This window comes from Flavobacterium rarum (SeqCode) (assembly GCF_965234445.1).
Lineage (GTDB): Bacteria > Bacteroidota > Bacteroidia > Flavobacteriales > Flavobacteriaceae > Flavobacterium > Flavobacterium rarum.
Map to the genome: position 1 here is coordinate 147,129 of NZ_OZ248503.1, position 24,472 is coordinate 171,600.

Sequence of the window (24,472 nt, forward strand, 5' to 3'; positions counted from 1 at the left end):
ATGGAAGTGAAAAGCCCACAGTCCTGTTGTTTAATTTTTATGAGTGACTCAAAAGCGACTGAAAGAAGCTTATGAGGCGCTTTAGAAAAATAAACAACGGGACGAGGACTTGCAACGTACAGCTGGAGATTGCTTCTACAAATTATCAATAACTGCTGTCAATCTCTCGGTAATTTCTTGAATAGTTCCTATTCCGTTTACAGCGTGAAATTTATTCTGCTCTTTATAATACCCCATCAATGGAGCAGTTTTTTCGTTGTATTCTTGGTAACGATTTCTGATTTTTTCTTCGTCTTGATCATCAACTCTTCCACTGGTTTTTCCTCTTTCCAACAATCTTGCTACCAGAATATTATCATCGGCTTCAAGAGCTACCGTAGCAGCTACGCTTGAACCAATTGTTGGTAAAAATGCATCTAATGCTTCGGCTTGACCGATTGTTCTTGGATAACCGTCAAAAAGAATTCCGTTGGAATCCAAATGTTTGTTTACCTCATCAATAAGCATTTTGGTGGTCAATTCGTCCGGAACCAAATCTCCAGCGTCCATATACACTCTTGCTTCTTTACCTAATGGAGTGTCGTTTTTCAGGTTATAACGAAAAACATCTCCGGTTGAAATGTGTGTTAATTTGTATTTTTCTTTTAAAAATTCTGCCTGAGTTCCTTTTCCTGCTCCTGGCTTTCCAAATAAAACTATATTGATCATTTCTTTATAATATGTGATTTTTACTAATTGCTTATTCTTTTAATTGATATACTTCAGGAAGGTTTCTTCCTAAACCATCGTAATCCAGACCAAATCCAACAATGAATTTGTTCGGAATTCGAATCCCTACATAATCAATTTTCAAATCTTTCTTGTAAGCATCTGGTTTAAAGAATAGTGTTGCAATTTTAAAATGCTTAACATTTTGACTTTTAAACAACTTTTTCAATTCTTCCAAAGTATTACCTGTATCGATAATATCTTCAATAACAACAACAGTTCTGCCTGTTAAGTCTTGGTTTAATCCAATTAATTGTTTTACTGATTCTGTAGAAGACGTTCCTTCATAAGAAGCCAATTTGATAAATGAAACTTCACATGGTTTTTTGTATAATTTTAAAAAATCGGAAACTACCATAAAAGAGCCATTCAATACTCCAACAAAAACAGGAGTTTCATCAAAAAAATCGTCTTCTATTTGAGCTACCATTTTTTCAATGGCAAAATTTATTTCTTTGGCTGAAATAAACGGAACAAATTGTTTATCGTGTAGTTGTATCACAGTTATATGTTTTAAAATATTTGGCAAAGATAGGGATTTCACTTTTGACAATTGTCAATTGATTTGTACTTTTAAACCAAAAAAACTTACGATGGTCTCTGAATTCAAAAAAAAATTAAAAAATGTAACTGGATACAGAGTGATTCGGCAAAAATACGCTAATGAAGTTCTTGACAATCCGAAGCTTTTCTCTGAGTTGGTTAGTCTTTGTTTTCAAGTTTCGTACAAAAATGCATCAAAAGCCTTTTGGATTCTAGAATTTGTTTGTTATCAAAAATTGGAATGGCTTGAAGAACATTTGGATTTTTTCTGTTCCAACATCAAAAACCTTAAAGATGAAAGTGCCATACGTCCTGCAGCCAAAATTTGTCAGCTATTGGTAATTTCTCATTATAAAAAAAAGGAAATAATACTTTCTGAAAAGCATTTAGAAGAAATCACAGAAACCTCTTTTGACTGGCTCATAAACGATATCAAAGTAGCTACCAAAGCCTATTCAATGCGTACTTTATACATTTTGGGCCAACATTTTGATTGGATTCATCCCGAATTGAAAACCATAATCACCAAAGATTTTCCAAATCATACTGCGGCGTACAAGGCTGTTGCCAAAGAAGTTTTGAAGAAAATAAAATAGAAAAAGAGTAGCCATTTTAGGAGCGAAAGTTTAGGCATTTTCAGTTGGTATTGGTTCCCGCTGTCCTTCCAAATCTTTTATTTTTTTAAAGAAAAAAAATAAAAGGATTTTCCCTCACATCGGGGCTACGAAGGAGTTATTTTGCTTTTTTGCAACTATTTATTTTGTAAATTTGTTTTATAAATCAATTGACTATGACCCTTCAAGAAAAAAAATCCGCCTTAATCGAACAAATTCAGAACGAAAATTCCGAAGAAATGATTGACAGAATTTATGATGACGTAACCAATATAAAAAGTTGGAACTCGGAATATGGACAAAATATCCTGAATCAATTGTTGGATAAGTCGCAAGAACAGGCTCGTGAGGGGAAAACATACACAAGTGAACAAATCAAAAAAATGAGAAAAGAAAGAATGGAAAGCATAAAATTGACCCATAAATGAAAATCATTTGGTCACACAATGCCACTAGTTCCTATTTTGAAATTTTAGACTTTTTACTTTTCTTATGGAACGAAAAAGTGGAATCCGATTTTATAATTTTGGTAGATGAAATCGAAGAGTTATTATTAAAAGACAATTATTTAGGCAAACCATATAAGGGCAACATTAGAGAAATTATTCTACATAAAAACGCCTCACTTTACTATGAAGTCAACATAGAAAAAGACTTTTTAGAATTTTTACTTTTCAAAGACAACCGTCAAAATCCCGAAAGCTATTTGACGTTTTTATAATTGTCTTATTCCAAACCATTTTCTACAATTCCCTAATATTCCGAATCAAAATCAGGGTTAAAAAACACTTTTCTATTTCCAAAAATATACCAAATAAAAATATATCCGTACATTTGCAAAAACTACACGTATATGAACACTAAACTCACATTATCGTTAGAAAAAACCGTTATTGAAGACGCAAAATCGTATGCAAAAAAAACAGGTAGAAGTTTGTCTGAATTGGTAGAAAATTACTTTAAAAATCTTACAGAAAAATCAGAAATAGCAGATGATATTCATCCTAAAGTAAAAAAATTGATTGGAAGAATAACGCTTCCTCCCGATTTTGACGAAGAAAAAGCAAAAGAAGAACATTATAGAGAAAAATATGGTTTTTAAACATATCTTCCTTGATACCAATATTTTGGTTGATATCGTTGCTAATCGATTACCGTTTTCAAAAAATGCAATTTCAATTTTCGACTATTGCCAACGGCATAAAATCAAAATGTATTCTTCATCACATTCTATTGCTACAGTGCATTATATTGCAAGAAGAGTGGTTGACGAAAAAGAATTGCGTTCTATCATTGAAGATTTATTAGACACTATTTCAATAATAGCCGTTACAGAATCTATTTTGAAAAAAAGTTTAAAATCTAACCATAAAGATTTTGAAGATGCCATTCAAATTACTACCGCACAATCAATAAACACAATGGATTGCATTATAACCAGAGATTTGAAAGATTTTAAATTTTCAGAAATTAATGTATATACTCCAGATGAATTTTTAAATAAAATAATATAAAATGAACTATTTTTCCTCTTCTTTTAAATTAGGCATACTTGGTGGCGGACAATTGGGCAAAATGCTATTGTTTGACACCCGAAAATTCGATATACAAACTTATGTTCTTGACCCTAGCGATGAAGCACCTTGTAAAATAGCCTGCAATCATTTTTCTCAAGGCGACTTAATGGATTTTGAAACTGTTTACAATTTTGGTAAAAAAGTTGATGTTTTGACTTTCGAAATCGAATTGGTCAATCTTGAGGCGCTTGAAAAATTGGAAAATGAAGGAACAAAAGTGTATCCTTCACCAAAAACATTAAAACTGATTCAGAACAAAGGGATTCAGAAGGAGTTTTATATCCAAAATAACATTCCGACCGCTCCTTTTAAAAGGTTTACCGATTTAGAAAATCTAAAATCTATCGTCACATCGAGCGGAGTCGAGATGCCTTTTGTTTGGAAGTGTACTGAATTTGGTTACGATGGTAATGGTGTCAAAGTTATTAGACAAACATCCGATTTAGACAATTTACCTAATGTGGAGTGTATTGCAGAAACGATGGTGCCGTTTAAAAATGAATTGGCCGTAATTGTTTGCCGCAATCCATCGGGAGAAATAAGAACATATCCTGTAGTCGAAATGGAGTTTCACCCCGAAGCCAACCAAGTGGAATATGTAATTTGTCCTGCTCGAATTGATGACAAAGTAGCTGAAAAAGCAAGAGCAATCGCTTTGAATGTTTCACAGCAATTCAATCACGTTGGACTACTGGCCGTTGAAATGTTTCAGACCGAAGACGATGAAATCTTAGTAAACGAAGTGGCTCCTCGCCCTCATAACTCTGGTCATTACTCGATTGAAGCCAGTTACACTTCTCAATTTGAAAATCACTTGCGCGCGATTCTGGATTTACCATTGGGAAACACTGAAAGTAAAGTAGCTGGGATTATGGTTAATCTTTCTGGTGCTGAAGGATTTTCTGGAGATGTCGTTTACGAAAACATAGAGAAAATATTAGGTTGGAATGGAGTTACGCCACACATTTACGGTAAAAAACAAACCCGTCCTTTTCGAAAAATGGGACACGTAACCATTGTCAATGAAGATATAAACGAAGCGAGGAGAATTGCGGAGGACGTAAAGAATACGATACGAGTGATTAGTGGTCAGTAATAAGTGGTCAGTTGCAGATTTCGTTAAACAACTTTAAACTCAGATTAAACAATATTAAAAAATATTAAACAACATTAAACGACAACAATGAGCAAAGTAGCCATAATCATGGGAAGCATTTCGGACATGCCTGTAATGCAAGATGCCATAGACATTTTAAAAGAATTTGATATAGCAGTAGAAGTCGATATTGTATCGGCACATAGAACACCCGAAAAATTATTTGATTTTAGTAAAAACGCACATACTCGCGGGATTTCAGTAATTATTGCTGGAGCTGGAGGTGCTGCACATTTACCGGGAATGGTGGCTTCGATGTCTCCATTACCTGTCATTGGAGTTCCTGTAAAATCCAGCAACTCTATTGATGGCTGGGACAGTGTTTTGTCAATTTTACAAATGCCTGGAGGTGTTCCTGTAGCAACAGTAGCCCTAAACGGAGCTAAAAATGCTGGAATACTTGCTGCACAAATTATTGGTAGTGCAAACAAAAATGTACTTGATCAAATCATTCAATACAAAGAAGGTTTGAAAGAATCTGTTTATCAATCATCTGCAAATTTAAATAAATAAAAAAAGCTCCTAAAAAAGGAGCTTTTTTGATATTGTAAACTCTAAACTCGGGGAAATTTAGTATTATCAATAAATTTTTTAAATATAAAATCCGATCGATTTGGGGCAAAAAGAGTTTATAATTTCGATGCAATTAATTGATGTGTGAATTAATTACTCGACAAACTTACGTAAAAAATCGATAAACAACACGTTTAACATAAGTTTTAACAATTATTCCCTATTTTATTTTTTATAAAATAAAAAAAATATTTTTTCAAAAGTTACAATTCGAAATAAAAAAGACAAAATATTATGAATATATTACTTCAACAATTTGACACAAAGCTAGATACAGCGCCATTTTCTAAAATAAAAAACGAAGATTATCTATCGGCTTTTCAAGAAGCAATTGCCTTAGCTAAAGCTGAAATTGACGCTATTGTTAACGATACAGAAAATCCTACTTTTCAAAATACAATTGAAATATTATCGTTTAGCGGAGATACTCTAGACCGGATTTCTAGTATATTTTTTAATTTAAATTCAGCTGAAACAAGTGACGAAATGCAAAAAATTGCTCAAGACGTTTCTCCATTACTTTCTGAATTTGGAAATGATGTTCGATTGAATGCCGATTTGTTTGCCAAAGTAAAAACAGTTTATGAGCAAATGGATTCATTAAACTTAAATCCAGAGCAAACAACACTACTTGACAAACAATATAAAAGTTTTTCAAGGAATGGAGCCAATTTACCCGAAGACAAGAAAAATCAGTTGCGAGAAATCGACAAAGAATTATCAAAATTGAGTTTGCAGTTTGGTGAAAATGTTTTGGCTGAAACCAACGCTTTCGAATTGCATCTTACTGATGAAAAGGAATTGGCAGGTTTACCGGAAGGAACAGTAGAAGCCGCTCGTTCATTGGCGAAAGCACAAGAAAAAGAAGGGTGGATGTTTACACTGGATCATCCAAGTTATATTCCGTTTGTGACGTATGCAGACAACCGTGAATTGCGTAAAAAAATGGCGATTGCTTTTGGTGCCAGATGTTTTCAGAATAACGAATTTGACAATCAGGAAATTGTTTTAAAAATTACCCAATTGCGATTTGAAAGAGCCAATCTTTTGGGTTATAAAACGCATGCTCATTTTGTCCTTGAAGAACGCATGGCCGAAAGTCCTGAAAAAGTATTGTCCTTCTCCAATGATTTATTGGCCAAAGCCAAACCGGCTGCGCAAAAAGAGTTTGAACAATTATCGTTATTTGCCAGAGAGTTAGACGGCATCGAACAGCTTGAAAAATGGGACGGGGCTTATTATTCTGAAAAACTGAAACAACAATTGTTCAATTTGGATGATGAAAAACTAAAACCTTACTTTCAGTTAGAAAAAGTACTAAACGGCGCTTTTACCATTGCCAAAAAACTATACGGATTGACTTTTACCGAAGTTTTTGATATCGACAAATACCATAAAGAAGTTACTACTTACGAAGTAACAGACAAACAGAATGAGTTGGTTGCTGTTTTTTATGCCGATTTCTTTCCGAGAAAAGGAAAACGAAATGGCGCTTGGATGACATTATTCAAATCACAATATATAAAGGACGGCATCAACGAAAGACCGCATATTTCGAATGTGTGCAACTTTACAAAACCTACCGAAACTAAACCGTCGCTTTTAACATTTAATGAAGTGACGACCTTATTTCATGAATTTGGCCACGGATTGCACGGTATGTTAGCCAACACTACTTATCCGAATCTTTCGGGAACATCTGTTTATTGGGATTTTGTGGAATTGCCAAGTCAGATTATGGAAAACTGGTGTTACGAACCAGAAGCATTGGCTTTGTTTGCACACCATTACGAAACTGGAGAAGTGATTCCACAAGAATATGTGCAAAAAATTAAAGAAAGTGCCAGTTTTCAAGAAGGTTTGGCTACGATGCGTCAATTGAGTTTCGGATTGTTGGACATGGCTTGGCACGGACAAGATCCAAGCAATATTACTGAAATTAAGGCTTTTGAAACCGAGCAATTTGCTTCAACACAATTGTATCCTGATGTAAAAGAAAATGCAATGAGTACTGCCTTCTCACATATTTTCCAAGGAGGATATTCATCGGGATATTATAGCTACAAATGGGCAGAAGTACTAGATGCAGACGCTTTTGATTATTTCTTGGAAGAAGGAATATTTAATACCGAAGTAGCCGAGAAGTTCAAAGAAAATGTGCTTTCAAAAGGAGGAACAGAACACCCGATGATTTTGTACAAACGTTTTAGAGGACAGGAACCGAAGCCGGATGCTTTGTTGAAGAGAGCGGGGTTGGTTTAGATTGCTGATTAACGATTTAAGATTTTTAGATTTATGGCAAAAAGTAAAACAATAAATGTTCAAGGAAAAGAAATCACTATAATTCAAAAAGACAATTCTGATTTTATATCGCTAACTGATATGCTCAAAGCTAAAGATGGCGATTTTTTCATTTCAGATTGGTTAAGAAACCGAAATACCATTGAATATTTAGGAATTTGGGAGAGCATCTATAATCCAAGTTTTAATTATGGCGAATTCGCCATAATTAAAAGTCAAGCCGGTTTAAATAGTTACAAATTAAGCGTCAAAGATTGGACAGAAAAAACAAATGCCATAGGGATTCGCGCAACCACAGGAAGATATGGTGGTACTTTTGCCCATCCTGATATTGCTTTTGAATTTGGAATGTGGATTAGTCCTGAATTTAAAATTTATCTCATCAAAGAATTTCAACGTTTAAAAGACGATGAAAACGACCGCCTAAAATTAGAATGGAATATTCAACGCACTTTAGCCAAAGTAAATTATCACATTCATACCGATGCCATAAAAACCAATCTAATCCCGGAATGCCTAGATAAAAGCAAAATAAACTTCATTTATGCCAATGAAGCCGATTTGCTAAATATGTCCTTATTTGGAATTACAGCAAAGCAATGGAAAGAAGAGAACCCCAATACTGACGGAAATATTCGAGATATGGCAACCATCGAACAATTGGTAGTTTTGTCTAATTTAGAAAGCTTGAATTCGGTTTTTATTCATCAAGGTCAACCACAATAAGAACGATTAATGCAACTGAATGCTATTGCAATAACCCAAATGAAAGCATTGATGAATAGCAAACAGGTTAAAAAATTGAAATAGCTTTTTTTATTTTTAGATTAAACCGAAGTAGCAGTACTTCGGTTTCTTTTCAAAAATAAACTTTCATTTATTTTTGAAAGTTTAAAAACTTTTACTTACATTTGTCTCAACAAAAAAAATAAACCCAAAATGGAATTCAAAGAAGCAAAAAATAAATTCGTCCAGACCTGGGGAGCTTTAGGTTCTCAGTGGGGAATTAACAAAACCATGGCACAAATTCATGCTTTGTTGATGGTTTCGAGCGAAGCTGTTTCTATGGAGGATGTGATGGAAGAATTGCAAATCTCACGAGGAAATGCCAGTATGAATTTAAGAGCATTAATGGATTGGGGAATTGTTTACAAAGAATACAAAGCAGGAGAACGTAGAGAATTTTTTACTGCCGAAAAAGATTTGGATGAATTAGCTTCAAAAATTGCGAGAGAAAGAAGTAAAAGAGAAATCAAACCCGCTCTTAAAATATTAAAAGAAGTTTCCTCGATTGAATCGAAAGATACTGCTGAAGAAAAACACTTTGTAGATCAGACTACTAAATTGTATGATTTTGTTTTAAAAGCGGATAATATGCTAGACAAAATGACTGAATTTAATGAAAACTGGTTGGGGAGATTAGTTTTGAAAATAATGAAATAATTTATAAACAAAAAAATTTAATTAAAACTTTCATTTTTTTCTGAAAGTTTAAAAATGAAATGAAAATGAAAACTCTTGAACACCAAACCCTATTATACGACGAAGATTGTCCACTTTGCCATGTATACACTACTGGCTTCATAAAAAGTGGTATGCTCGATGAAAATGGAAGAAAAGCATTCTGCCAATTATCTCAAGAAGAACAAAAATTTGTAAACATAAAACGTGCTGCAAATGAAATCGCTTTAATTGACAACAAAAGAAAAACGGTAATCTATGGAATTGATAGCTTATTGAAAGTCATTGGATTTTCATTCCCTTGGATGGAGAAAGTCGGAACAGCAAAACCAATCCATTTCATCTTGAAAAAGTTGTATTCTTTTGTTTCTTATAATCGAAAAGTCATTATTCCAAGTAAAGAAAAAGAGGAAAGCAAATTACAATGTATTCCAGATTTCAATATTAAATACAGACTTATTTTTATCGGATTTGCAGTAATGATCACCACTTTTGCTTTATTCAAATATTCAGATTTGATTTCGTATTTACCAAAATCAAGCATCTTAAGAGAAGTTGTTTTAGCTATAGGTCAAATTGTTTTTCAAAGTGTATTTCTTTTAAAATTTAACAAAAGGACACTAATCAATTATGCGGGAAATTTAATGACCGTTTCTTTAATGGGCTCTATCCTACTGATGCCGATACTAATTCTACATCAATTTTTGAACTTATCGGAAACAATGGTTTTAGGTTGGTTTGGGACAACAGTTTTAATAATGTTTGCAGAGCATATAAGACGAATTAAAATTTTAAATCTTCCTTTTTATCTCACCTACACTTGGGTTTTGTATAGAATAATTGCGCTACTAGTAATTTTAAATTTATAAAATGAAAAAACTCATCATAGCAGCAGGAACAGGATTTCTAGGCCAAGTTCTAACAAACCATTTCAAAGATAAATTCGAAGAAATTGTCATTCTAACCAGAGGAAAATCTCAAACAATTGAAGGAATAAAATATGTAAACTGGGATGCCAAAACATTTTCAGGCTGGGAATCTGAACTTGAGAGTGCAACAGTTTTAATAAATCTTACCGGAAAATCTGTAGATTGCCGTTACACCGAAAAGAATAAGAAAGAAATTTTATTGTCTCGAATTCAAAGTACTAAAATTTTGAACAAAGCAGTTTTGCATTGCAAAAATCCACCAAAACACTGGCTCAATTCATCAACTTCTACGATTTATCGTTTTTCTTTGGATAAACAAATGGATGAAGTTCATGGCGAAATTGGAAATGATTTTTCTATAAATGTTGCCTTATCCTGGGAAAAATCATTTTTCAAAACTGAAACTCCTTATACATTAAAAACCGCTTTGAGAACTTCAATTGTGTTAGGAAAAAATGGTGGAGCTTTTATTCCGTTGAAGACTTTGGCTAAACTTGGTTTTGGCGGAAAACAAGGAAATGGAAATCAATTCATCAGTTGGATTCATGAAGAAGATTTTGCAAGAGCCATTGATTTTATAATCGAAAATGAAATGACCGGAATTGTAAATATTGTTTCACCTGAACCCATTTCAAATTCTGATTTTATGCAGAAACTCCGAAAAGCAGTTGGTTTCTCTTTTGGAATTCCGATGAGTGCTTTCCTTCTTGAAATTGGCTCTTTTTTCATTCGAACAGAAACTGAATTAGTTTTAAAAAGCAGAAACGTGATTCCGAAAAAACTTTTAGATAACGGTTTTAAATTCAAGTTTGGAAATATTGATAATACTTTTCAAAATTTATTAAGCAAATGACAACCATTCACCTCACAACAAAAATTAAAGCCCCAATAGAAACTGTTTTTGATGTTTCCAGAAATATCGATATTCATCAGCAATCAGCCAGTAAATCAAAAGAAGTTGCTATTGCAGGTATAATTTTTGGACTAATCAATCTTGACGAAACAGTAACTTGGCGAGGCAAACATTTCGGGTTTTATCTCACACACAAAAGTCGAATTACCACCATGTCTTTTTGCAATTATTTTGTGGATGAAATGGAAGAAGGAAAATTCAAAACCTTCAAACATGAACATTTATATGAAGAACAAAACGGAATTACTACAATGACAGATAAACTGCAATATGAAACTCCGTCTGGTATTATTGGAAAATTATTTGATTTTTTATTTTTGAAAAAACATCTGACTCAGTTTCTTTTGGATAGAAATCAGGTCTTGAAAACCGTTTCAGAAAACTTAATCTTCAAAAACTCCCTAAAATTCTCCACAGTCACAACGGTAAAACTCCCTTGATAATTATCCGAAAAAGTTTTGGGCAGTTTCACTTTTTTGGTTTTCCATTTGAATTCGTAAGCGTTAACTTCATCGGCAACGGTTTCTACATAATCGACTTCTTGCTGTTGAGTAGTACGCCAGAAATAAGGTTTTGCAACACTATTTTGGTAGCTCAATACCTTCATACGTTCTGAAATCAGGAAGTTTTCCCAAAGCGCTCCTTTGTCTTGACGGAATTCCAAAAAATTAAAATTCCCTATCAGCATATTCCGAACGCCATTGTCATAGAAATATATTTTTCTGTTGGCTTTTATTTCATTTCGGACATTTCGGCTGAAGCTATTCAACTTAAAAATCACAAAACTTTTTTCGAGCAAATCAATATAATTACTAACCGTATTTTTATCGACTCCCACCAATTGTGCAATTTCGTTGTAACTTACTTCACTGCCAATCTGCAACGCCAATGCCTGTAGAATTTTTTCTAAAACTTCGGATTTTCGAATTCCGGTCAAAGCCAGAATATCTTTGTACAAATAACTCGACACCAAGTTTTTTAGAATCTCATATTCATTTCCAAAATTATTGATTACATCGGGATACATTCCGTAAAGTAATCTCAGTTCGAGTTGCTGTTGCGCTTTGATATAACCCACATTATTCTCGAATTCACTCCAAGAAACAGGAAACATTTGAAACTCAAATTTCCTTCCCGTAAGCGGTTCTTGTGTGAGATTATGAATATCCAAAACCGATGAACCACTCACAATCACTTGAACATCTTTTATTTGATCCACAATAATTTTAAGTTTTAACCCAATGTTTGGAATGCGCTGTACCTCATCAATAAAGACGTATTTATACTCTCCAATAATATTCTTTAACGTTTCGGTATTGGCATTCGCCAAAGTATCCATTACCACCGAATCGTCTCCGTCCAAAAACAAATACGAGATATCCTTTAACAAAGCATTTATCAAAGTCGTTTTCCCTACTTGACGAGGGCCAACAAGGACGATTGCTTTTCCTTTATTCAATCTATCTCTTATTCTATCTATTAAACTCCTTATTATCATTACATTAATTTTATACAAATGTAATGAAATAATTTTATTTTCACCAATTATTATGTTTTTTGATGGTTGTATTCACCAATTAATATACTTTTTAGTGATTATATTCACCAATTAGTATATTTTTAAAAATACAAAAGGTAAACCCACCAAACAATAGGAATACTTTCAACCCAAAAAGAAGTGTAATATTTGGAACGTTTTTCATTGACGAAAGCCAAGGCAATAGCAATATCAAAAAATCAATGGCAATGATAATGCTGTAAATTGAAAAGTGATATTGTCATAGTATTGTAAAATAAAGAGAAAGACTATTAATTAAGCTTTGAATAAAAATCTCAAAAAAACATTTGACCTCTTTTTCCACGAATCCTCACTATGAGTAGCTCCTTCAAATTTTAGAGTTTCCCAGTTTTTTCCTTTTATATATCCTTTTTTAAGCATTAATTGGTCTACCTTTATTTGATGTATTTCATAAAAACGATCAATGGCCAATGTACCATGATCAAAGTAAATTCGGTGTGTTTTAGGGTCTGGTAAATTGTGTTTTAAATAGGTACGTATAGACTCTGATGGAGAGATAAACTCGTTATCAAACAACACAGACAATGTGTTGATATACAAGCAGCTTGGCCGAAAATTTGTGGATATTCGCAAATTGCATACAATGAAATAAGCGCACCCGAAGAGCTACCACCAATGGCTGTTGAAGCTGCTTCTGTTTTAGTACGGTAATTTTTGTCTATAAATGGCTTTAATTCATTAACTAAAAATTTAAGATAGTTATCTGCCAAATAATTAGAAGTGTCACTAGCTTGTTCTAAGCCTCCTTGTTCCATCAATACATAGTCATCTTTGGTTAAATAAAGAGTGGCTTTTTGAGGAAAATATTCAAAAAAACGAGTGTTAACATTTGAGATTCCTACAATAATACAAGGAATTATTTCATTATTTTTGATTGCATTACGGCTACTTTTGTCTAATTCCCAAGCCCTACCTTTATGTGCAGTTTGAGTGTCAAACAAATTTTGTCCATCCTGCATATACAAAACAGGAAAATTCTTGGTCGGGTTTTCTTCGTATTCTTTAGGTAAATAAATTTGAACTTTTCTTGCTTTAACATAAGCAGACTCAAAATCCATAACAAGTACTTTGTCTTTAGCTTCAACAGTGTTTTGACCAAAAGACAAGTTGGCAAATAAAGTAAGAATCAATATAAAGAATACAATATGTCTTTTCATAACTAGATTGTGTTGAGGAAAAAAAATGGAAATTTAAAATTGTTCCCTAAGTTGATTTATAAAATGCTAAATTAAAAACAACTAACGATTTCTCTGTTTTAACAATGATTTACTTATCAACAAATATGGTTTTAGAAATTCAAAATATTTCTCATTGAATAGTTATATTTATAAATACCCACCAAACAACAGGAACACTTTCAACCCAAAATGAAGTATAATATTTCGAGCGCCGTTCATTTGCAAAAGCCAAAAAAAGAGCAATTACAATAGCAATGGCAAAATTCAATTGCAATGGCAAAAATTCTACATTGTTATTGCCATTGAAATTGAAAACTTCCAAAGCACAAAAAATAAATAATAAAACATAGCCCAATATCTTGGTATTCTTCACTCCTATTTGTTGCGGTACGGTTCTTAAATTGGGGTTGTCAAATCGCAAATCGATAATTTCAAAGATGAGAATCAAAACAAAAATCAACAAAAATCGCTGTATGGAGAATATTCCAGTATTTGTGTTAAGTGAAAAACTCGCATTCAACAAAGGCAAAAATACCGACGCTCCAACCCAGCAAAACGATACGATATAAATCTTTACTCCCGCCCAATTTCGAGCATTCTTTCTATTTGGAAAAAAAGGCAGCGTATAAAGCATTGTCAATCCCAGAAAAATGAAAGCCACTATTTTAGTAAGGCTTTCTAAAAGAAAGAAATAATAACCAACCAAAATAAAAGAACAGAAAGTAAACACCGTAATTACACGTAGTTGTTTTCTCATTTGTAGTCTCTTTGCGCTTGCCAATTCTGCATATTTCACAAAATTATACCCAACAATTGTACCCCAAAAAGCAAAATAGCCCACCGTATTTTGTTGTGAAATGTGGAATGCAATTTGAGTAACTTGCACCAATGCAAAACACGACAAACCAACATGTATGCTACTGTTTATGTAAAATTGGAAAATAATTTTTAAAACCTTCATTAAACAAAATTAATCAATTGTTAATAAACCAGCTCATTAGTTGAAAAATCCCTATAAAATCAAGTTAAAAAAGGACTTTATTAAGAGATTAATATTTATTTTTGCACCACGAAAAAACACATCACTTTTATTTCTACACTTAATAGTCTGGATTGGACTTAAATTCAAATATAATTGAATATTTACACAATCCCGCTTTTCCATTAGACTTAAAAAAACAAATAGTAACTACAAACATGAAAACAGATTCTTTTGCTTTAAGACACATTGGCCCGAGAGAAACCGACTTACAACACATGCTCAAAACCGTAGGAGTTGACTCCATCGAGCAACTGGTTTATGAAACACTTCCGGATGATATTCGCCTAAAAACACCTCTTGCTTTAGACCCAGCAATGACCGAATATGAATATGCCAATCATATTACGCAGCTAGGAAGCAAAAACAAAATGTTCCAGTCATATATTGGTTTAGGATATAATCAGGCAATTGTTCCAGCGGTTATTCAAAGAAATATTTTTGAAAACCCAGGATGGTACACTGCTTATACGCCTTACCAAGCCGAAATTGCTCAAGGTCGTCTGGAAGCTATTTTGAATTTTCAAACTATGGTGGTTGAATTGACCGGAATGGAAATCGCTAATGCTTCTCTACTTGACGAAGCTACAGCCGCTGCCGAAGCAATGGCATTACTTTTCGACGTAAGATCACGTGACCAAAAGAAAAACAATACCAATAAATTCTTTGTTTCCGAAGAAATATTACCTCAAACTTTATCGGTTTTACAAACACGTTCTACTCCAATCGGAATAGAATTGGTGGTGGGTAACCACGAAACTTTTGATTTCTCATCCGACTTTTTCGGAGCAATTCTTCAATACCCAGGTAAATACGGTCAAGTAAATGACTATACCTCTTTTATTGCAAAAGCTGCAGCCAATGAAATAAAGGTAGCCGTAGCTGCTGATATTTTAAGCTTAACAAAACTGACGCCTCCAGGAGAAATGGGAGCTGCAGTAGTAGTTGGAACTACACAACGTTTCGGAATTCCGCTAGGTTACGGTGGACCACACGCTGCTTACTTTGCCACCAAAGACGAGTATAAAAGATCTATGCCAGGAAGAATCATCGGGGTAACTGTTGATACTAACGGGAATCGTGCATTGCGTATGGCTTTGCAAACTCGTGAACAACACATCAAACGTGATAAAGCAACATCCAATATCTGTACTGCTCAGGTTTTACTTTCGGTTATGGCAGGAATGTACGCTGTATATCATGGGCCGAAAGGTTTGCAATATATCGCAGACAAAGTTCACGCTTTGACAGCCACTTTGTCAAACGAATTGGAGAAACTAGGTTTACTACAAACCAATACTGCTTTCTTTGACACTATCGTTATCAAAGCCGATGCTCAAAAAGTGCGCACAATTGCTGAACAAAACGAAGTAAACTTTTATTACATAGACAACAATACCATTTCAATTTCTTTGAACGAAACAACAAGTATTGCCGATATTAATACGATTGTAGGGATTTTTGCTGCCACAAATGGCACTCAAGCGAAAACCATCGAAATGGTATCAGAAGTCAATCATTTTCCTGAAGAATTAGTTAGAACATCCTCTTTCTTACAACACGATGTTTTCAACAAATTCCACTCAGAATCAGCAATGATGCGTTACATCAAAATGCTAGAACGCAAAGATTTATCATTGAATCACTCGATGATTTCTCTAGGTTCTTGTACAATGAAATTAAATGCAGCTTCTGAGATGTTGCCATTAAGTAATGCACTTTGGAACAACATTCACCCTTTTGCTCCATTAGAACAAGCACAAGGATACCAAGAAATGTTGTCTAAATTAGAACAGCAATTAAACGTGATTACCGGTTTTGCAGGAACCACTTTGCAACCTAACTCAGGCGCACAAGGAGAATACGCAGGACTTATGGTGATTCGTGCGTACCACCAATCGCGTGGTGATCACCACCGAAATATTGCTTTAATTCCATCATCGGCTCACGGAACCAATCCGGCTTCGGCAGCTATGGCGGGTATGAAAGTTATCGTTACCAAAACATTGGAAAACGGAAATATAGACGTAGAAGATTTACGTCAAAAAGCAATTGAGCATAAAGATGACCTTTCTTGTTTGATGGTAACCTATCCATCAACTCACGGAGTTTTTGAAAGCGCTATTATCGAAATCACACAATTAATCCACGAAAACGGTGGGCAAGTTTATATGGACGGAGCCAATATGAATGCACAAGTTGGCTTGACCAACCCAGCAACTATTGGAGCAGACGTTTGTCACTTGAACCTTCACAAAACATTCGCTATCCCTCACGGAGGTGGCGGACCAGGTGTTGGGCCAATTTGCGTTGCCGAACACTTAGTTACATTCTTGCCGTCAAACCCAGTTATCCCAACAGGTGGAGACAATGCCATCACTGGTATTTCTGCAGCGCCTTGGGGATCGGCTTTGGTCTGTTTGATCTCTTACGGTTACATCACGATGCTAGGAGCAGACGGTTTGAAAGAAGCTACAGAACACGCGATATTGAACGCCAATTACATCAAAGAAAAATTAAACGGTCACTACGACACTTTATATTCTGGTGAAATGGGTCGTGCAGCTCACGAAATGATTTTGGAATGTCGTCCTTTCAAACAAAAAGGCATCGAAGTTACCGATATTGCCAAACGTTTAATGGATTATGGTTTCCACGCACCAACCGTTTCTTTCCCTGTGGCAGGAACCTTAATGATTGAACCAACCGAGAGTGAAAACCTAGAAGAATTGGACCGTTTTTGTGATGCTATGATTTCGATTCGTAAAGAAATCGAAGCGTCTTCATTGGAAGACAAAAATAACGTACTTAAAAATTCTCCTCATACATTAGCCATGCTTACTGCCGAAACTTGGGATTTCCCATACAGCAGAGAGCAAGCGGCTTTCCCATTAGACTACATCGCCGAAAACAAATTCTGGCCTACCGTTCGTAGAGCCGATGACGCTTACGGAGACCGAAACCTTGTGTGCAGCTGTGCGCCAATTGAGGCTTACATGGAGAGTTAGATTACAGATTTTAGATTACAGATTATACAAAACCCTTTCAGCATTAAAACTGAAAGGGTTTTGTGTTTTCATTTGTCAGGATCAAAATAAGGAGCAGCTATTTCATGGTTTTTCATCAACATCACTCCTGCTGTCCGCTGTATCTTTTTTTAAAATAACCCTTCAAGAGTTCATCCTGATACCTATCGGGACTGAAAGGGTTATTTAAAAAAAAGGATGTCACTCCCATCAGGGCTAAACTACCTATTTTGTTTTTCATAAAAACATCTTTCAAAAACCCGAACACATGGATTGCTCCAAAAACGACACCGGACGTACAAAGTAAATCCGCGCTAGCGAAACAAATTTACAAAGTATAATACATAATAATTATTTTAAATGTTGTAGTTTAACAAACTAAATCCTTAATTAAATAATTTCATTATGAAAATTTCAAAGATATTGCTTACTATTTGTTTATCATTTGTGGTTTTGGGCTATGGTCAAAATAAACTAACCGGGAAGGTTGTCGATTTTAACAATAAACCCATAGCAAAGGCCAAAATATATCTAGATTCCATCTATTCCAAAGTTAAAACAAATAAGAATGGCGATTTTGAAGTTTTAATTCCTGCCAAAGTGAGTACTATTAATGTTTATTCTGATGAATACGAATTATTATCTTCTAAATATAACAATGAAGACAATATGAGTTTTGTATTTTTAGAAACTAATAAGTCAAAAAAAATCAAAAAAGAGAGTCATGTTTCATTAGCATATTCAGAAACAAATCAAAAATATGTTGTTTCTGAATCACAAAACACAAAAACCGCCAAAGAAAATCGCACTTATAATACTATTTATGACATGATAAGAGGTAAAGTAGCTGGAGTATCCGTTTCAAATGATAACAAAATAACTATTCGTGGATCTAGTTCAATAAAATATGTTGGCCCGCCAATATTTGTTGTTAATGGAATGATAGTTTCAAATATTGATTTTCTGATTCCAAACAATGTAAAATCGATAGAGGTTCTAAAAGATGCTGAGGCTGCTATTTATGGATCTCGCGGGTCTGCAGGTGCTATAGTAATAACTACAAAAAATTAATTTTCATAAAACATCTTTCTAAAACCCGAACGTACAGATTCTACACGAGCGATAGTAAACAGACAAAATAAATACTCCTAACCGAGTCTTCACGGAGAAGAAATGGTTATAATTTTTAAATACATTAATGATTATTCATTTTTTTAAATTTATTAACGCCCTAATTCTTAATTAAATATTCTTATTATGAAAATTTCAAAGATATTGCTCGTTATTTGTTTATTATTTGTGATTTTGAGCTATGGTCAAAATAAACTAACAGGGAAGGTTGTCGATTTTAAAAATAAACCCGTAGCAAAAGCCAAAATATATTTAGATTCCATTTACTCCAAAGTTCAAACAAATAAGAATGGCGATTTTGAAGTGTTAATTCCTGCAAAAGTGAAGACCATTAATATTTACTTTGATACCTACGGATTATTATCCTCTAAATATAATAATGAATACAAGATGAGTTTTGTGTTTTTAGAGGCTGATAAGTCAAAAAAAATCAAAAAAGGAAGTGATATCTCACTTATCTATTCAGAATCAGATCAAAAATATGAAGTTGCCGAATCACCCAATAAAAATACCTCAACTGATAAGCGTACTTACAACACTATCTATGATATGATTAGAGGCAAAGTTGCAGGAGTGAATGTCTCGGGAGATAACAAAATAACTATTCAAGGTGTTAGTTCCATAAACTTTATTTCTGAGCCGTTATTTGTTGTTGATGGGATGATAGTATCAAGTATTGATTATATTATTCCTAATAATGTAAAATCAATAAGGGTTTTAAAAGGTGCTGAGGCTTCTTATTACGGATCCCAAGGGTCTAATGGTGTTATCATAATAACAACAATAAAATAATTTATTTTACAATATTAAAAGGTGAGGTGTTTTTAGCCACTTCCATCTAGCACTAATTGTACACAACTTGGCTCGTCTGCGACATATATTAACTTAAATTAGAAAGTAATTTGTAGCGTCATCTTCGAGTCAACTAAATCCTAGAAACCAGATTTAAATACTAACTAAGAAAATTCAAGTAGTAATTCATCCCGTAAAGGCTATTTTACTTGATTAAATTTCACAAATACTTTTCAAAAAAAGCATCCGAAATTAAAACAAAATAACACTTTAAATTATTCAACCTTTAAATAGAAAATCAGATGACATTTATCCTTGTTATTTCGTAAAAAAAACTTTATCACAAAAAAACAACACTTTGTTACTTATCGCTTTTACAAAAATTAAACGCAATGTTTTTTAAAAATCAATAAAAAATATTCAATAATTTTGCATTATATCTAATATTTCATAATTATATGCGTGCATAGTAAATAATTTAACCATCGTATATTTTTTATAATTAATTTAGCCGAAATTTATCTTGAAATTGTCCCAATGAAAATAAAAATAACTGGTATAGGAAGTTATATTCCTGAGAAAAAGATTAGCAACACCGACTTTAGCGAACACGTTTTCTTAAATGAGGATGGTTCTCCCTTTGGTTATCCAAACGAAGTCGTAATTAATAAATTCAAAGGCATTACAGGTATCGAAAAAAGAAGGTATGCCGAGGATCATTATACTGCATCGGATCTGGCTTTCTTTGCTTCACAAAGAGCAATAGAAAACGCTGGTATTGACCCAGAAACCCTCGACTATATTATTTTCGCTCATAATTTTGGAGATGTAAAATTTGGCACAACCCAATCCGATATTATTCCTAGTTTGGCCACAAGAGTCAAACACAAATTACAAATAAAGAACCCTAAATGTGTCGCTTACGACATCCTTTTTGGTTGCCCAGGCTGGATTGAAGGCGTATTGCAAGCCAATGCATTTATAAAATCAGGTATGGCAAAAAAATGCCTAGTTATAGGCGGAGAAACCTTGTCCCGTGTAGTCGATGCGCATGATAGGGATTCTATGATCTACTCTGACGGAGCTGGAGCTTCGATTATTGAAGCATCAGACAATGAAACTGGAATGTTATCTTACGAAAGCGCAACTTATGCCGCCGAAGAAGCGAATTTTCTTTATTTCGGGAAATCATACAATCCTGAATTAGACCCAGATACCAAATACATCAAAATGTATGGCCGTAAAATTTACGAATTTGCATTAAGCAAGGTTCCAGCTGCCATGAAAAGTTGTTTGGATCAAAGTGGTTTAGGAATTGATGATGTTAAAAAAATTCTGATACACCAGGCTAACGAAAAAATGGACGAAGCCATCATCCAACGTTTTTATAAATTATACGGACAAACTCCTCCAAAAAACATTATGCCAATGAGTATACATGAATTAGGAAACAGCAGTGTTGCAACCGTACCAACTCTTTTTGACTTGCTAATAAGAGGCCAAATCGAAGACCAAGAAATTCACAAAGGAGATGTGGTTATTTTTGCTTCTGTAGGAGCCGGAATGAACATCAATGCTTTTGTCTATCGCTATTAAACTAAGCTGTACGCTTACTTATTCCAAGCCCACTTCACTTTTATTAGTGCAGTGGGCTTTGTTTTTAAAGACAAGATTGAACAAATTTTAAATTACAAACCCTATTACAAACCGTATAAGAAACAGAATCTTTATATTTGCAAACGCTAAAGCAAAGGCGATAGTTAAATTATAAAAACATGTACGAAAAAACGTTTCCCAATAAAAGATTCAAACATACTTTAGAATTTTTAAGAAAACACATCTCCACTTCTCAAAGCATACTCGATTTGGGTGTTGACAATCCTTTTTCTAAAATCATGAAAGAAGAAGGCTATTCCGTAAAAAACACTACTGGCGAAGATTTAGATATAAATCAAAGCGTTTTTTCGGAAGGGAAACAAGATGTGGTTACCGCTTTTGAAATTTTTGAACACTTACTCAATCCCTACACTATTTTAAGCGAAATAAAATCGGATAAATTAGTAATATCAATTCCATTACGATTGTGGTTTTCTTCTGCTTATCGCAGTAAAACCGATATGTGGGACAGACACTACCACGAATTCGAAGACTGGCAATTGGACTGGTTATTGGAAAAAACAGGATGGAAAATTATCGACAGCCAAAAATTCACACATCCCGTTAAAAAAATTGGATTTCGCCCATTGTTGCGATTTTTTACTCCAAGATACTATATTGTTTACGCGGAAAAAATTAAGATTTAAGATTGCTGTTTAACGATTCCTGATTTTTTGATTTTTAATTAACGCTTTATAACAAATCGTTAATCTAAAATCTAGAATCTAAAATCTAAAATTTTTTAAATGAACTATTACATCGTAATTCCAACCTACAACGAAGAAGCTTTTATTGCTTTGACCTTGCAATCTTTGATTTCGCAAACTGTTTTGCCTAAAAAAGTAGTCGTTGTCAATGATAATTCCACCGACAAAACTGCCGAAATTGTTCTGGCTTTTGCCAAAGAAAATCCTTTTATTACTTTGGTAAACAAAACTTCCAGCGCAATTCATTTACCTGGAAGCAAGGTGATTCAAGCTTTTCAAAAAGGATTTGAGACTTTGGATGAAGATTACGATTTAATCGTAAAAATTGACGCGGATTTAATTTTCCCTTCCAATTATTTCGAAACTATTATAAAACATTTTCAATCGGATCCGACAATTGGAATGGCAGGCGGATTTTGCTACATTGAAAAAAATGGGGATTGGGTTCTGGAAAATCTAACCGATAAAGATCATATTCGAGGTGCATTGAAAGCCTATAGAAAAGAAACCTTTCAACAAATTGGAGGCTTAAAACCTGCAATGGGCTGGGACACCGTTGATGAATTGCTTTGCAAATACTACAATTGGAAAGTAGTCACCGATTCGACATTACACGTAAAACACCTCAAGCCAACAGGTGCTAGTTATAACAAAACGGCGCGCTACAAACAAGGAGAAGCTTTTTATACTCTTGGATATGGTTTTTGGATTACGGCAATTGCATCGGCCAAATTGGCAATGATGAAGAAAAAACCACTATTGTTTCTGGATTATATAAAAGGTTTTTGGAAAGCAAAAAAAGCCAAAACACCATTATTAGTCACCAAAGAACAAGCTCTTTTTGTAAGAAATTATCGTTTACGAAAAATGAAACAAAAACTATTCTAATTAAAAAATTGCCAACTCATAACTTATAACTCATAACAAGTTTGTAATTTAGCCCATATTCTGTACAATTATGATGCTCATTCGCTATACCTCCCAAATTGGAAAATATTTATTGATGTGGGTAGAAATTTTCAAGAAGCCAACCAAATGGTCCGTTATGAAAGGACTTATATTCAAAGAAGTTGATGATTTAATTGTTGGATCATTGGGTATTGTAGCCTTTATTTCTTTTTTTGTTGGTGGGGTAGTTTCTATGCAAACAGCATTGAATTTAACCAACTCTTTTATTCCAAAATACCTAATCGGGTATGCTACACGTCAATCGGTGATTTTGGAATTTGCTCCCACATTCATGTCCATTATTATGGCTGGAAAAATGGGATCGTTCATAACATCCAGCATTGGATCAATGCGTGTAACTGAACAAATTGACGCACTTGAAGTTATGGGTGTTAACTCTCTTAACTATTTGGTATTTCCCAAAATCATAGCTTTACTCTTATACCCTTTCCTTATTGGTATTGGAATGTTTTTAGGGATAACGGGTGGTTATATTGCAACTGTTTATGGCGGTTTTGGAGCTAGTATTGATTTTATCGAAGGAATTCAAAGAGATTTCATTCCATTCCACATAGCTTACGCATTTACCAAGACCTTTATATTTGGTATGCTATTAGCAACTATCCCCTCTTTTCATGGTTATTATATGAAAGGTGGAGCACTTGAGGTTGGTAAAGCTAGCACAGTATCTTTTGTTTGGACTTCGGTTACCATCATCTTGCTCAATTATATTATTACCCAATTACTTCTAACAAAATGATAGAAATAAAAAACATAGAAAAATCATTTGGCGGTGTCAAAATTCTAAAAGGAGTTTCCAGCATTTTTGAATCTGGAAAAACCAATTTGATTATTGGTCAAAGTGGATCTGGAAAAACAGTTTTATTAAAATCATTATTAGGAATTCATACTCCAGAAGTTGGAACCATTTCTTTTGATGGACGAATTTATTCCGACCTTAGTTCTGACGAAAAACGAGAAATCCGCACCGAAATTGGTATGCTTTTTCAAGGAAGTGCTTTGTTTGACAGCATGACTGTTGCCGAAAATGTTGGTTTCCCGTTGAAGATGTTTACCAACGATAGCAATTCCAAAATACAGGAACGCGTTGATTTTGTTCTAAAAAGAGTAAATCTAATCGGTGCCCACAAAAAGCTACCTTCGGAAATTTCGGGAGGTATGCAAAAAAGAGTTGCTATTGCCCGTGCTATTGTAAATAATCCAAAGTATTTATTTTGTGACGAACCCAATTCGGGATTGGACCCAAACACAGCTATTTTGATTGATAACCTTATCAAAGAAATCACTGAAGAATACAACATTACAACAGTAGTAAACACGCACGACATGAATTCTGTGATGGAAATAGGTGACAAGATTTTATTTTTAAAGAATGGTCTCAAAGCTTGGGAAGGAACCAAAGAAGAAATATTCCTTACTGAAAATGAAGCTATAGTAGATTTTGTTTATTCATCAAAATTATTTAAAAAAGTACGAGAAGCGTATTTGAAAGGATAAGCATTTTTACTTTTATATTTAAAATAAAAATGGTATTGAGAAAACTCAAAACCATTTTTGCGT

Annotated in this window: 26 protein-coding genes; 21 read left to right on the forward strand and 5 right to left on the reverse strand. The window is 33.8% G+C overall.

Features of this window, described 5'->3' with window-relative positions:
* Positions 1–135 precede the first annotated feature (135 nt).
* Together AC8GF4_RS14475 and hpt are read right to left on the reverse strand one after the other, a co-directional pair.
* Positions 136–708 carry an adenylate kinase gene (locus tag AC8GF4_RS14475; RefSeq protein WP_506595628.1) on the reverse strand — a complete coding sequence of 191 codons (573 nt, stop codon included), beginning with the start codon at positions 706–708 and terminating at the stop codon, positions 136–138.
* 31 nt (positions 709–739) lie between these two features.
* On the reverse strand, positions 740–1,270 hold the full coding sequence (hpt, locus tag AC8GF4_RS14480) for a hypoxanthine phosphoribosyltransferase (protein ID WP_506595629.1): 531 nt from the start codon (positions 1,268–1,270) through the stop codon (positions 740–742).
* A 91-nt stretch (positions 1,271–1,361) separates the two neighbouring features.
* Here hpt and AC8GF4_RS14485 point away from each other — a divergent pair, with 91 nt between their 5' ends.
* From AC8GF4_RS14485 to AC8GF4_RS14545, 13 genes are all read left to right on the forward strand, one after another.
* Positions 1,362–1,907, forward strand: a complete 546-nt coding sequence (locus AC8GF4_RS14485; protein WP_506595630.1) for a HEAT-like fold family protein — start codon at positions 1,362–1,364, stop codon at positions 1,905–1,907.
* A gap of 194 nt (positions 1,908–2,101) precedes the next feature.
* Positions 2,102–2,353, forward strand: a complete 252-nt coding sequence (locus tag AC8GF4_RS14490; RefSeq protein WP_506595631.1) for a hypothetical protein — start codon at positions 2,102–2,104, stop codon at positions 2,351–2,353.
* Positions 2,350–2,646 (forward strand): type II toxin-antitoxin system RelE/ParE family toxin, encoded by a 297-nt coding sequence (locus tag AC8GF4_RS14495; RefSeq protein ID WP_506595632.1) that lies wholly within the window; start codon positions 2,350–2,352, stop codon positions 2,644–2,646. The genes AC8GF4_RS14490 and AC8GF4_RS14495 overlap by 4 nt, the downstream gene beginning before the upstream one ends.
* A 132-nt stretch (positions 2,647–2,778) precedes the next feature.
* Entirely contained in the window at positions 2,779–3,027 is a 249-nt protein-coding gene (locus tag AC8GF4_RS14500) for a DUF6364 family protein (RefSeq protein WP_506595633.1), read from the forward strand.
* A complete protein-coding gene (locus tag AC8GF4_RS14505) occupies positions 3,017–3,439 on the forward strand; it encodes a type II toxin-antitoxin system VapC family toxin (RefSeq protein ID WP_506595634.1) in 423 nt (140 codons plus the stop codon). The genes AC8GF4_RS14500 and AC8GF4_RS14505 overlap by 11 nt, the downstream gene beginning before the upstream one ends.
* A 1-nt stretch (position 3,440) precedes the next feature.
* The gene (locus AC8GF4_RS14510) at positions 3,441–4,598 is read left to right on the forward strand and encodes a 5-(carboxyamino)imidazole ribonucleotide synthase (RefSeq protein WP_506595635.1); all 1,158 of its coding nucleotides are present in this window, start codon (positions 3,441–3,443) and stop codon (positions 4,596–4,598) included.
* Between the two features lie 87 nt (positions 4,599–4,685).
* On the forward strand, positions 4,686–5,171 hold the full coding sequence (gene purE, locus AC8GF4_RS14515) for a 5-(carboxyamino)imidazole ribonucleotide mutase (protein ID WP_506595636.1): 486 nt from the start codon (positions 4,686–4,688) through the stop codon (positions 5,169–5,171).
* Between the two features lie 294 nt (positions 5,172–5,465).
* On the forward strand, positions 5,466–7,493 hold the full coding sequence (locus tag AC8GF4_RS14520; protein ID WP_506595637.1) for a M3 family metallopeptidase: 2,028 nt from the start codon (positions 5,466–5,468) through the stop codon (positions 7,491–7,493).
* 33 nt (positions 7,494–7,526) lie between these two features.
* A complete protein-coding gene (locus AC8GF4_RS14525) occupies positions 7,527–8,258 on the forward strand; it encodes a KilA-N domain-containing protein (protein ID WP_506595638.1) in 732 nt (243 codons plus the stop codon).
* A 213-nt stretch (positions 8,259–8,471) separates the two neighbouring features.
* Entirely contained in the window at positions 8,472–8,975 is a 504-nt protein-coding gene (locus tag AC8GF4_RS14530; RefSeq protein ID WP_506595639.1) for a GbsR/MarR family transcriptional regulator, read from the forward strand.
* A gap of 65 nt (positions 8,976–9,040) precedes the next feature.
* Complete coding sequence (locus tag AC8GF4_RS14535; protein WP_506595640.1) at positions 9,041–9,862, forward strand: DCC1-like thiol-disulfide oxidoreductase family protein; 822 nt, start codon at positions 9,041–9,043, stop codon at positions 9,860–9,862.
* A gap of 1 nt (position 9,863) precedes the next feature.
* Complete coding sequence (locus tag AC8GF4_RS14540; protein WP_506595641.1) at positions 9,864–10,775, forward strand: TIGR01777 family oxidoreductase; 912 nt, start codon at positions 9,864–9,866, stop codon at positions 10,773–10,775.
* A complete protein-coding gene (locus AC8GF4_RS14545) occupies positions 10,772–11,275 on the forward strand; it encodes an SRPBCC family protein (RefSeq protein ID WP_506595642.1) in 504 nt (167 codons plus the stop codon). Before AC8GF4_RS14540 ends, AC8GF4_RS14545 begins: the two co-directional genes overlap by 4 nt.
* Here the strand turns inward: AC8GF4_RS14545 and AC8GF4_RS14550 are convergent.
* The 3 genes from AC8GF4_RS14550 to AC8GF4_RS14560 all read right to left on the reverse strand — a co-directional run bounded on the left by AC8GF4_RS14550 (position 11,191) and on the right by AC8GF4_RS14560 (position 14,553).
* A complete protein-coding gene (locus AC8GF4_RS14550) occupies positions 11,191–12,333 on the reverse strand; it encodes an ATP-binding protein (protein WP_506595643.1) in 1,143 nt (380 codons plus the stop codon). The genes AC8GF4_RS14545 and AC8GF4_RS14550 overlap by 85 nt on opposite strands.
* Positions 12,334–12,878: 545 nt before the next feature.
* On the reverse strand, positions 12,879–13,571 hold the full coding sequence (locus AC8GF4_RS14555; RefSeq protein ID WP_506595644.1) for an alpha/beta hydrolase: 693 nt from the start codon (positions 13,569–13,571) through the stop codon (positions 12,879–12,881).
* Between the two features lie 151 nt (positions 13,572–13,722).
* Entirely contained in the window at positions 13,723–14,553 is an 831-nt protein-coding gene (locus AC8GF4_RS14560) for a UbiA prenyltransferase family protein (protein WP_506595645.1), read from the reverse strand.
* A gap of 236 nt (positions 14,554–14,789) precedes the next feature.
* On the opposite strand from AC8GF4_RS14560, the gene gcvP reads away from it, so the two are divergent.
* From gcvP to AC8GF4_RS14600, 8 genes are all read left to right on the forward strand, one after another.
* Entirely contained in the window at positions 14,790–17,639 is a 2,850-nt protein-coding gene (gene gcvP, locus AC8GF4_RS14565) for an aminomethyl-transferring glycine dehydrogenase (protein WP_506595646.1), read from the forward strand.
* Between the two features lie 423 nt (positions 17,640–18,062).
* Positions 18,063–18,728 carry a TonB-dependent receptor plug domain-containing protein gene (locus AC8GF4_RS14570; protein ID WP_506595647.1) on the forward strand — a complete coding sequence of 222 codons (666 nt, stop codon included), beginning with the start codon at positions 18,063–18,065 and terminating at the stop codon, positions 18,726–18,728.
* 186 nt (positions 18,729–18,914) lie between these two features.
* Positions 18,915–19,580: a TonB-dependent receptor plug domain-containing protein gene (locus AC8GF4_RS14575; RefSeq protein ID WP_506595648.1), complete on the forward strand. Its 666-nt coding sequence runs from the start codon at positions 18,915–18,917 to the stop codon at positions 19,578–19,580.
* A gap of 537 nt (positions 19,581–20,117) precedes the next feature.
* Positions 20,118–21,176, forward strand: coding sequence for a 3-oxoacyl-ACP synthase III family protein (locus AC8GF4_RS14580; RefSeq protein WP_506595649.1), 1,059 nt, complete (start codon positions 20,118–20,120; stop codon positions 21,174–21,176).
* 179 nt (positions 21,177–21,355) lie between these two features.
* Positions 21,356–21,883: a methyltransferase domain-containing protein gene (locus tag AC8GF4_RS14585; RefSeq protein WP_506595650.1), complete on the forward strand. Its 528-nt coding sequence runs from the start codon at positions 21,356–21,358 to the stop codon at positions 21,881–21,883.
* A 99-nt stretch (positions 21,884–21,982) separates the two neighbouring features.
* Positions 21,983–22,831, forward strand: a complete 849-nt coding sequence (locus AC8GF4_RS14590) for a glycosyltransferase family 2 protein (protein WP_506595651.1) — start codon at positions 21,983–21,985, stop codon at positions 22,829–22,831.
* A gap of 70 nt (positions 22,832–22,901) precedes the next feature.
* Positions 22,902–23,651 (forward strand): MlaE family ABC transporter permease, encoded by a 750-nt coding sequence (locus tag AC8GF4_RS14595; protein ID WP_506595652.1) that lies wholly within the window; start codon positions 22,902–22,904, stop codon positions 23,649–23,651.
* Positions 23,648–24,409, forward strand: coding sequence for an ABC transporter ATP-binding protein (locus tag AC8GF4_RS14600; protein ID WP_506595653.1), 762 nt, complete (start codon positions 23,648–23,650; stop codon positions 24,407–24,409). The genes AC8GF4_RS14595 and AC8GF4_RS14600 overlap by 4 nt, the downstream gene beginning before the upstream one ends.
* The last annotated feature ends 63 nt before the right edge of the window (positions 24,410–24,472 follow it).

Coding starts and splice junctions, on each gene's coding strand:
- AC8GF4_RS14585 (WP_506595650.1), top strand. CDS start 21,356: ATGTACGAAAAAACGTTTCCCAATAAAAGATTCAAACATACTTTAGAA.
- AC8GF4_RS14500 (WP_506595633.1), top strand. CDS start 2,779: ATGAACACTAAACTCACATTATCGTTAGAAAAAACCGTTATTGAAGAC.
- AC8GF4_RS14495 (WP_506595632.1), top strand. CDS start 2,350: ATGAAAATCATTTGGTCACACAATGCCACTAGTTCCTATTTTGAAATT.
- AC8GF4_RS14550 (WP_506595643.1), bottom strand. CDS start 12,333: ATGATAATAAGGAGTTTAATAGATAGAATAAGAGATAGATTGAATAAA.
- AC8GF4_RS14490 (WP_506595631.1), top strand. CDS start 2,102: ATGACCCTTCAAGAAAAAAAATCCGCCTTAATCGAACAAATTCAGAAC.
- AC8GF4_RS14475 (WP_506595628.1), bottom strand. CDS start 708: ATGATCAATATAGTTTTATTTGGAAAGCCAGGAGCAGGAAAAGGAACT.
- AC8GF4_RS14545 (WP_506595642.1), top strand. CDS start 10,772: ATGACAACCATTCACCTCACAACAAAAATTAAAGCCCCAATAGAAACT.
- AC8GF4_RS14535 (WP_506595640.1), top strand. CDS start 9,041: ATGAAAACTCTTGAACACCAAACCCTATTATACGACGAAGATTGTCCA.
- AC8GF4_RS14575 (WP_506595648.1), top strand. CDS start 18,915: ATGAAAATTTCAAAGATATTGCTCGTTATTTGTTTATTATTTGTGATT.
- gcvP (WP_506595646.1), top strand. CDS start 14,790: ATGAAAACAGATTCTTTTGCTTTAAGACACATTGGCCCGAGAGAAACC.
- AC8GF4_RS14520 (WP_506595637.1), top strand. CDS start 5,466: ATGAATATATTACTTCAACAATTTGACACAAAGCTAGATACAGCGCCA.
- purE (WP_506595636.1), top strand. CDS start 4,686: ATGAGCAAAGTAGCCATAATCATGGGAAGCATTTCGGACATGCCTGTA.
- AC8GF4_RS14525 (WP_506595638.1), top strand. CDS start 7,527: ATGGCAAAAAGTAAAACAATAAATGTTCAAGGAAAAGAAATCACTATA.
- AC8GF4_RS14590 (WP_506595651.1), top strand. CDS start 21,983: ATGAACTATTACATCGTAATTCCAACCTACAACGAAGAAGCTTTTATT.
- AC8GF4_RS14580 (WP_506595649.1), top strand. CDS start 20,118: ATGAAAATAAAAATAACTGGTATAGGAAGTTATATTCCTGAGAAAAAG.
- AC8GF4_RS14505 (WP_506595634.1), top strand. CDS start 3,017: ATGGTTTTTAAACATATCTTCCTTGATACCAATATTTTGGTTGATATC.
- AC8GF4_RS14560 (WP_506595645.1), bottom strand. CDS start 14,553: ATGAAGGTTTTAAAAATTATTTTCCAATTTTACATAAACAGTAGCATA.
- AC8GF4_RS14555 (WP_506595644.1), bottom strand. CDS start 13,571: ATGAAAAGACATATTGTATTCTTTATATTGATTCTTACTTTATTTGCC.
- AC8GF4_RS14485 (WP_506595630.1), top strand. CDS start 1,362: ATGGTCTCTGAATTCAAAAAAAAATTAAAAAATGTAACTGGATACAGA.
- AC8GF4_RS14570 (WP_506595647.1), top strand. CDS start 18,063: ATGAAAATTTCAAAGATATTGCTTACTATTTGTTTATCATTTGTGGTT.
- AC8GF4_RS14600 (WP_506595653.1), top strand. CDS start 23,648: ATGATAGAAATAAAAAACATAGAAAAATCATTTGGCGGTGTCAAAATT.
- AC8GF4_RS14510 (WP_506595635.1), top strand. CDS start 3,441: ATGAACTATTTTTCCTCTTCTTTTAAATTAGGCATACTTGGTGGCGGA.
- AC8GF4_RS14595 (WP_506595652.1), top strand. CDS start 22,902: ATGATGCTCATTCGCTATACCTCCCAAATTGGAAAATATTTATTGATG.
- AC8GF4_RS14540 (WP_506595641.1), top strand. CDS start 9,864: ATGAAAAAACTCATCATAGCAGCAGGAACAGGATTTCTAGGCCAAGTT.
- AC8GF4_RS14530 (WP_506595639.1), top strand. CDS start 8,472: ATGGAATTCAAAGAAGCAAAAAATAAATTCGTCCAGACCTGGGGAGCT.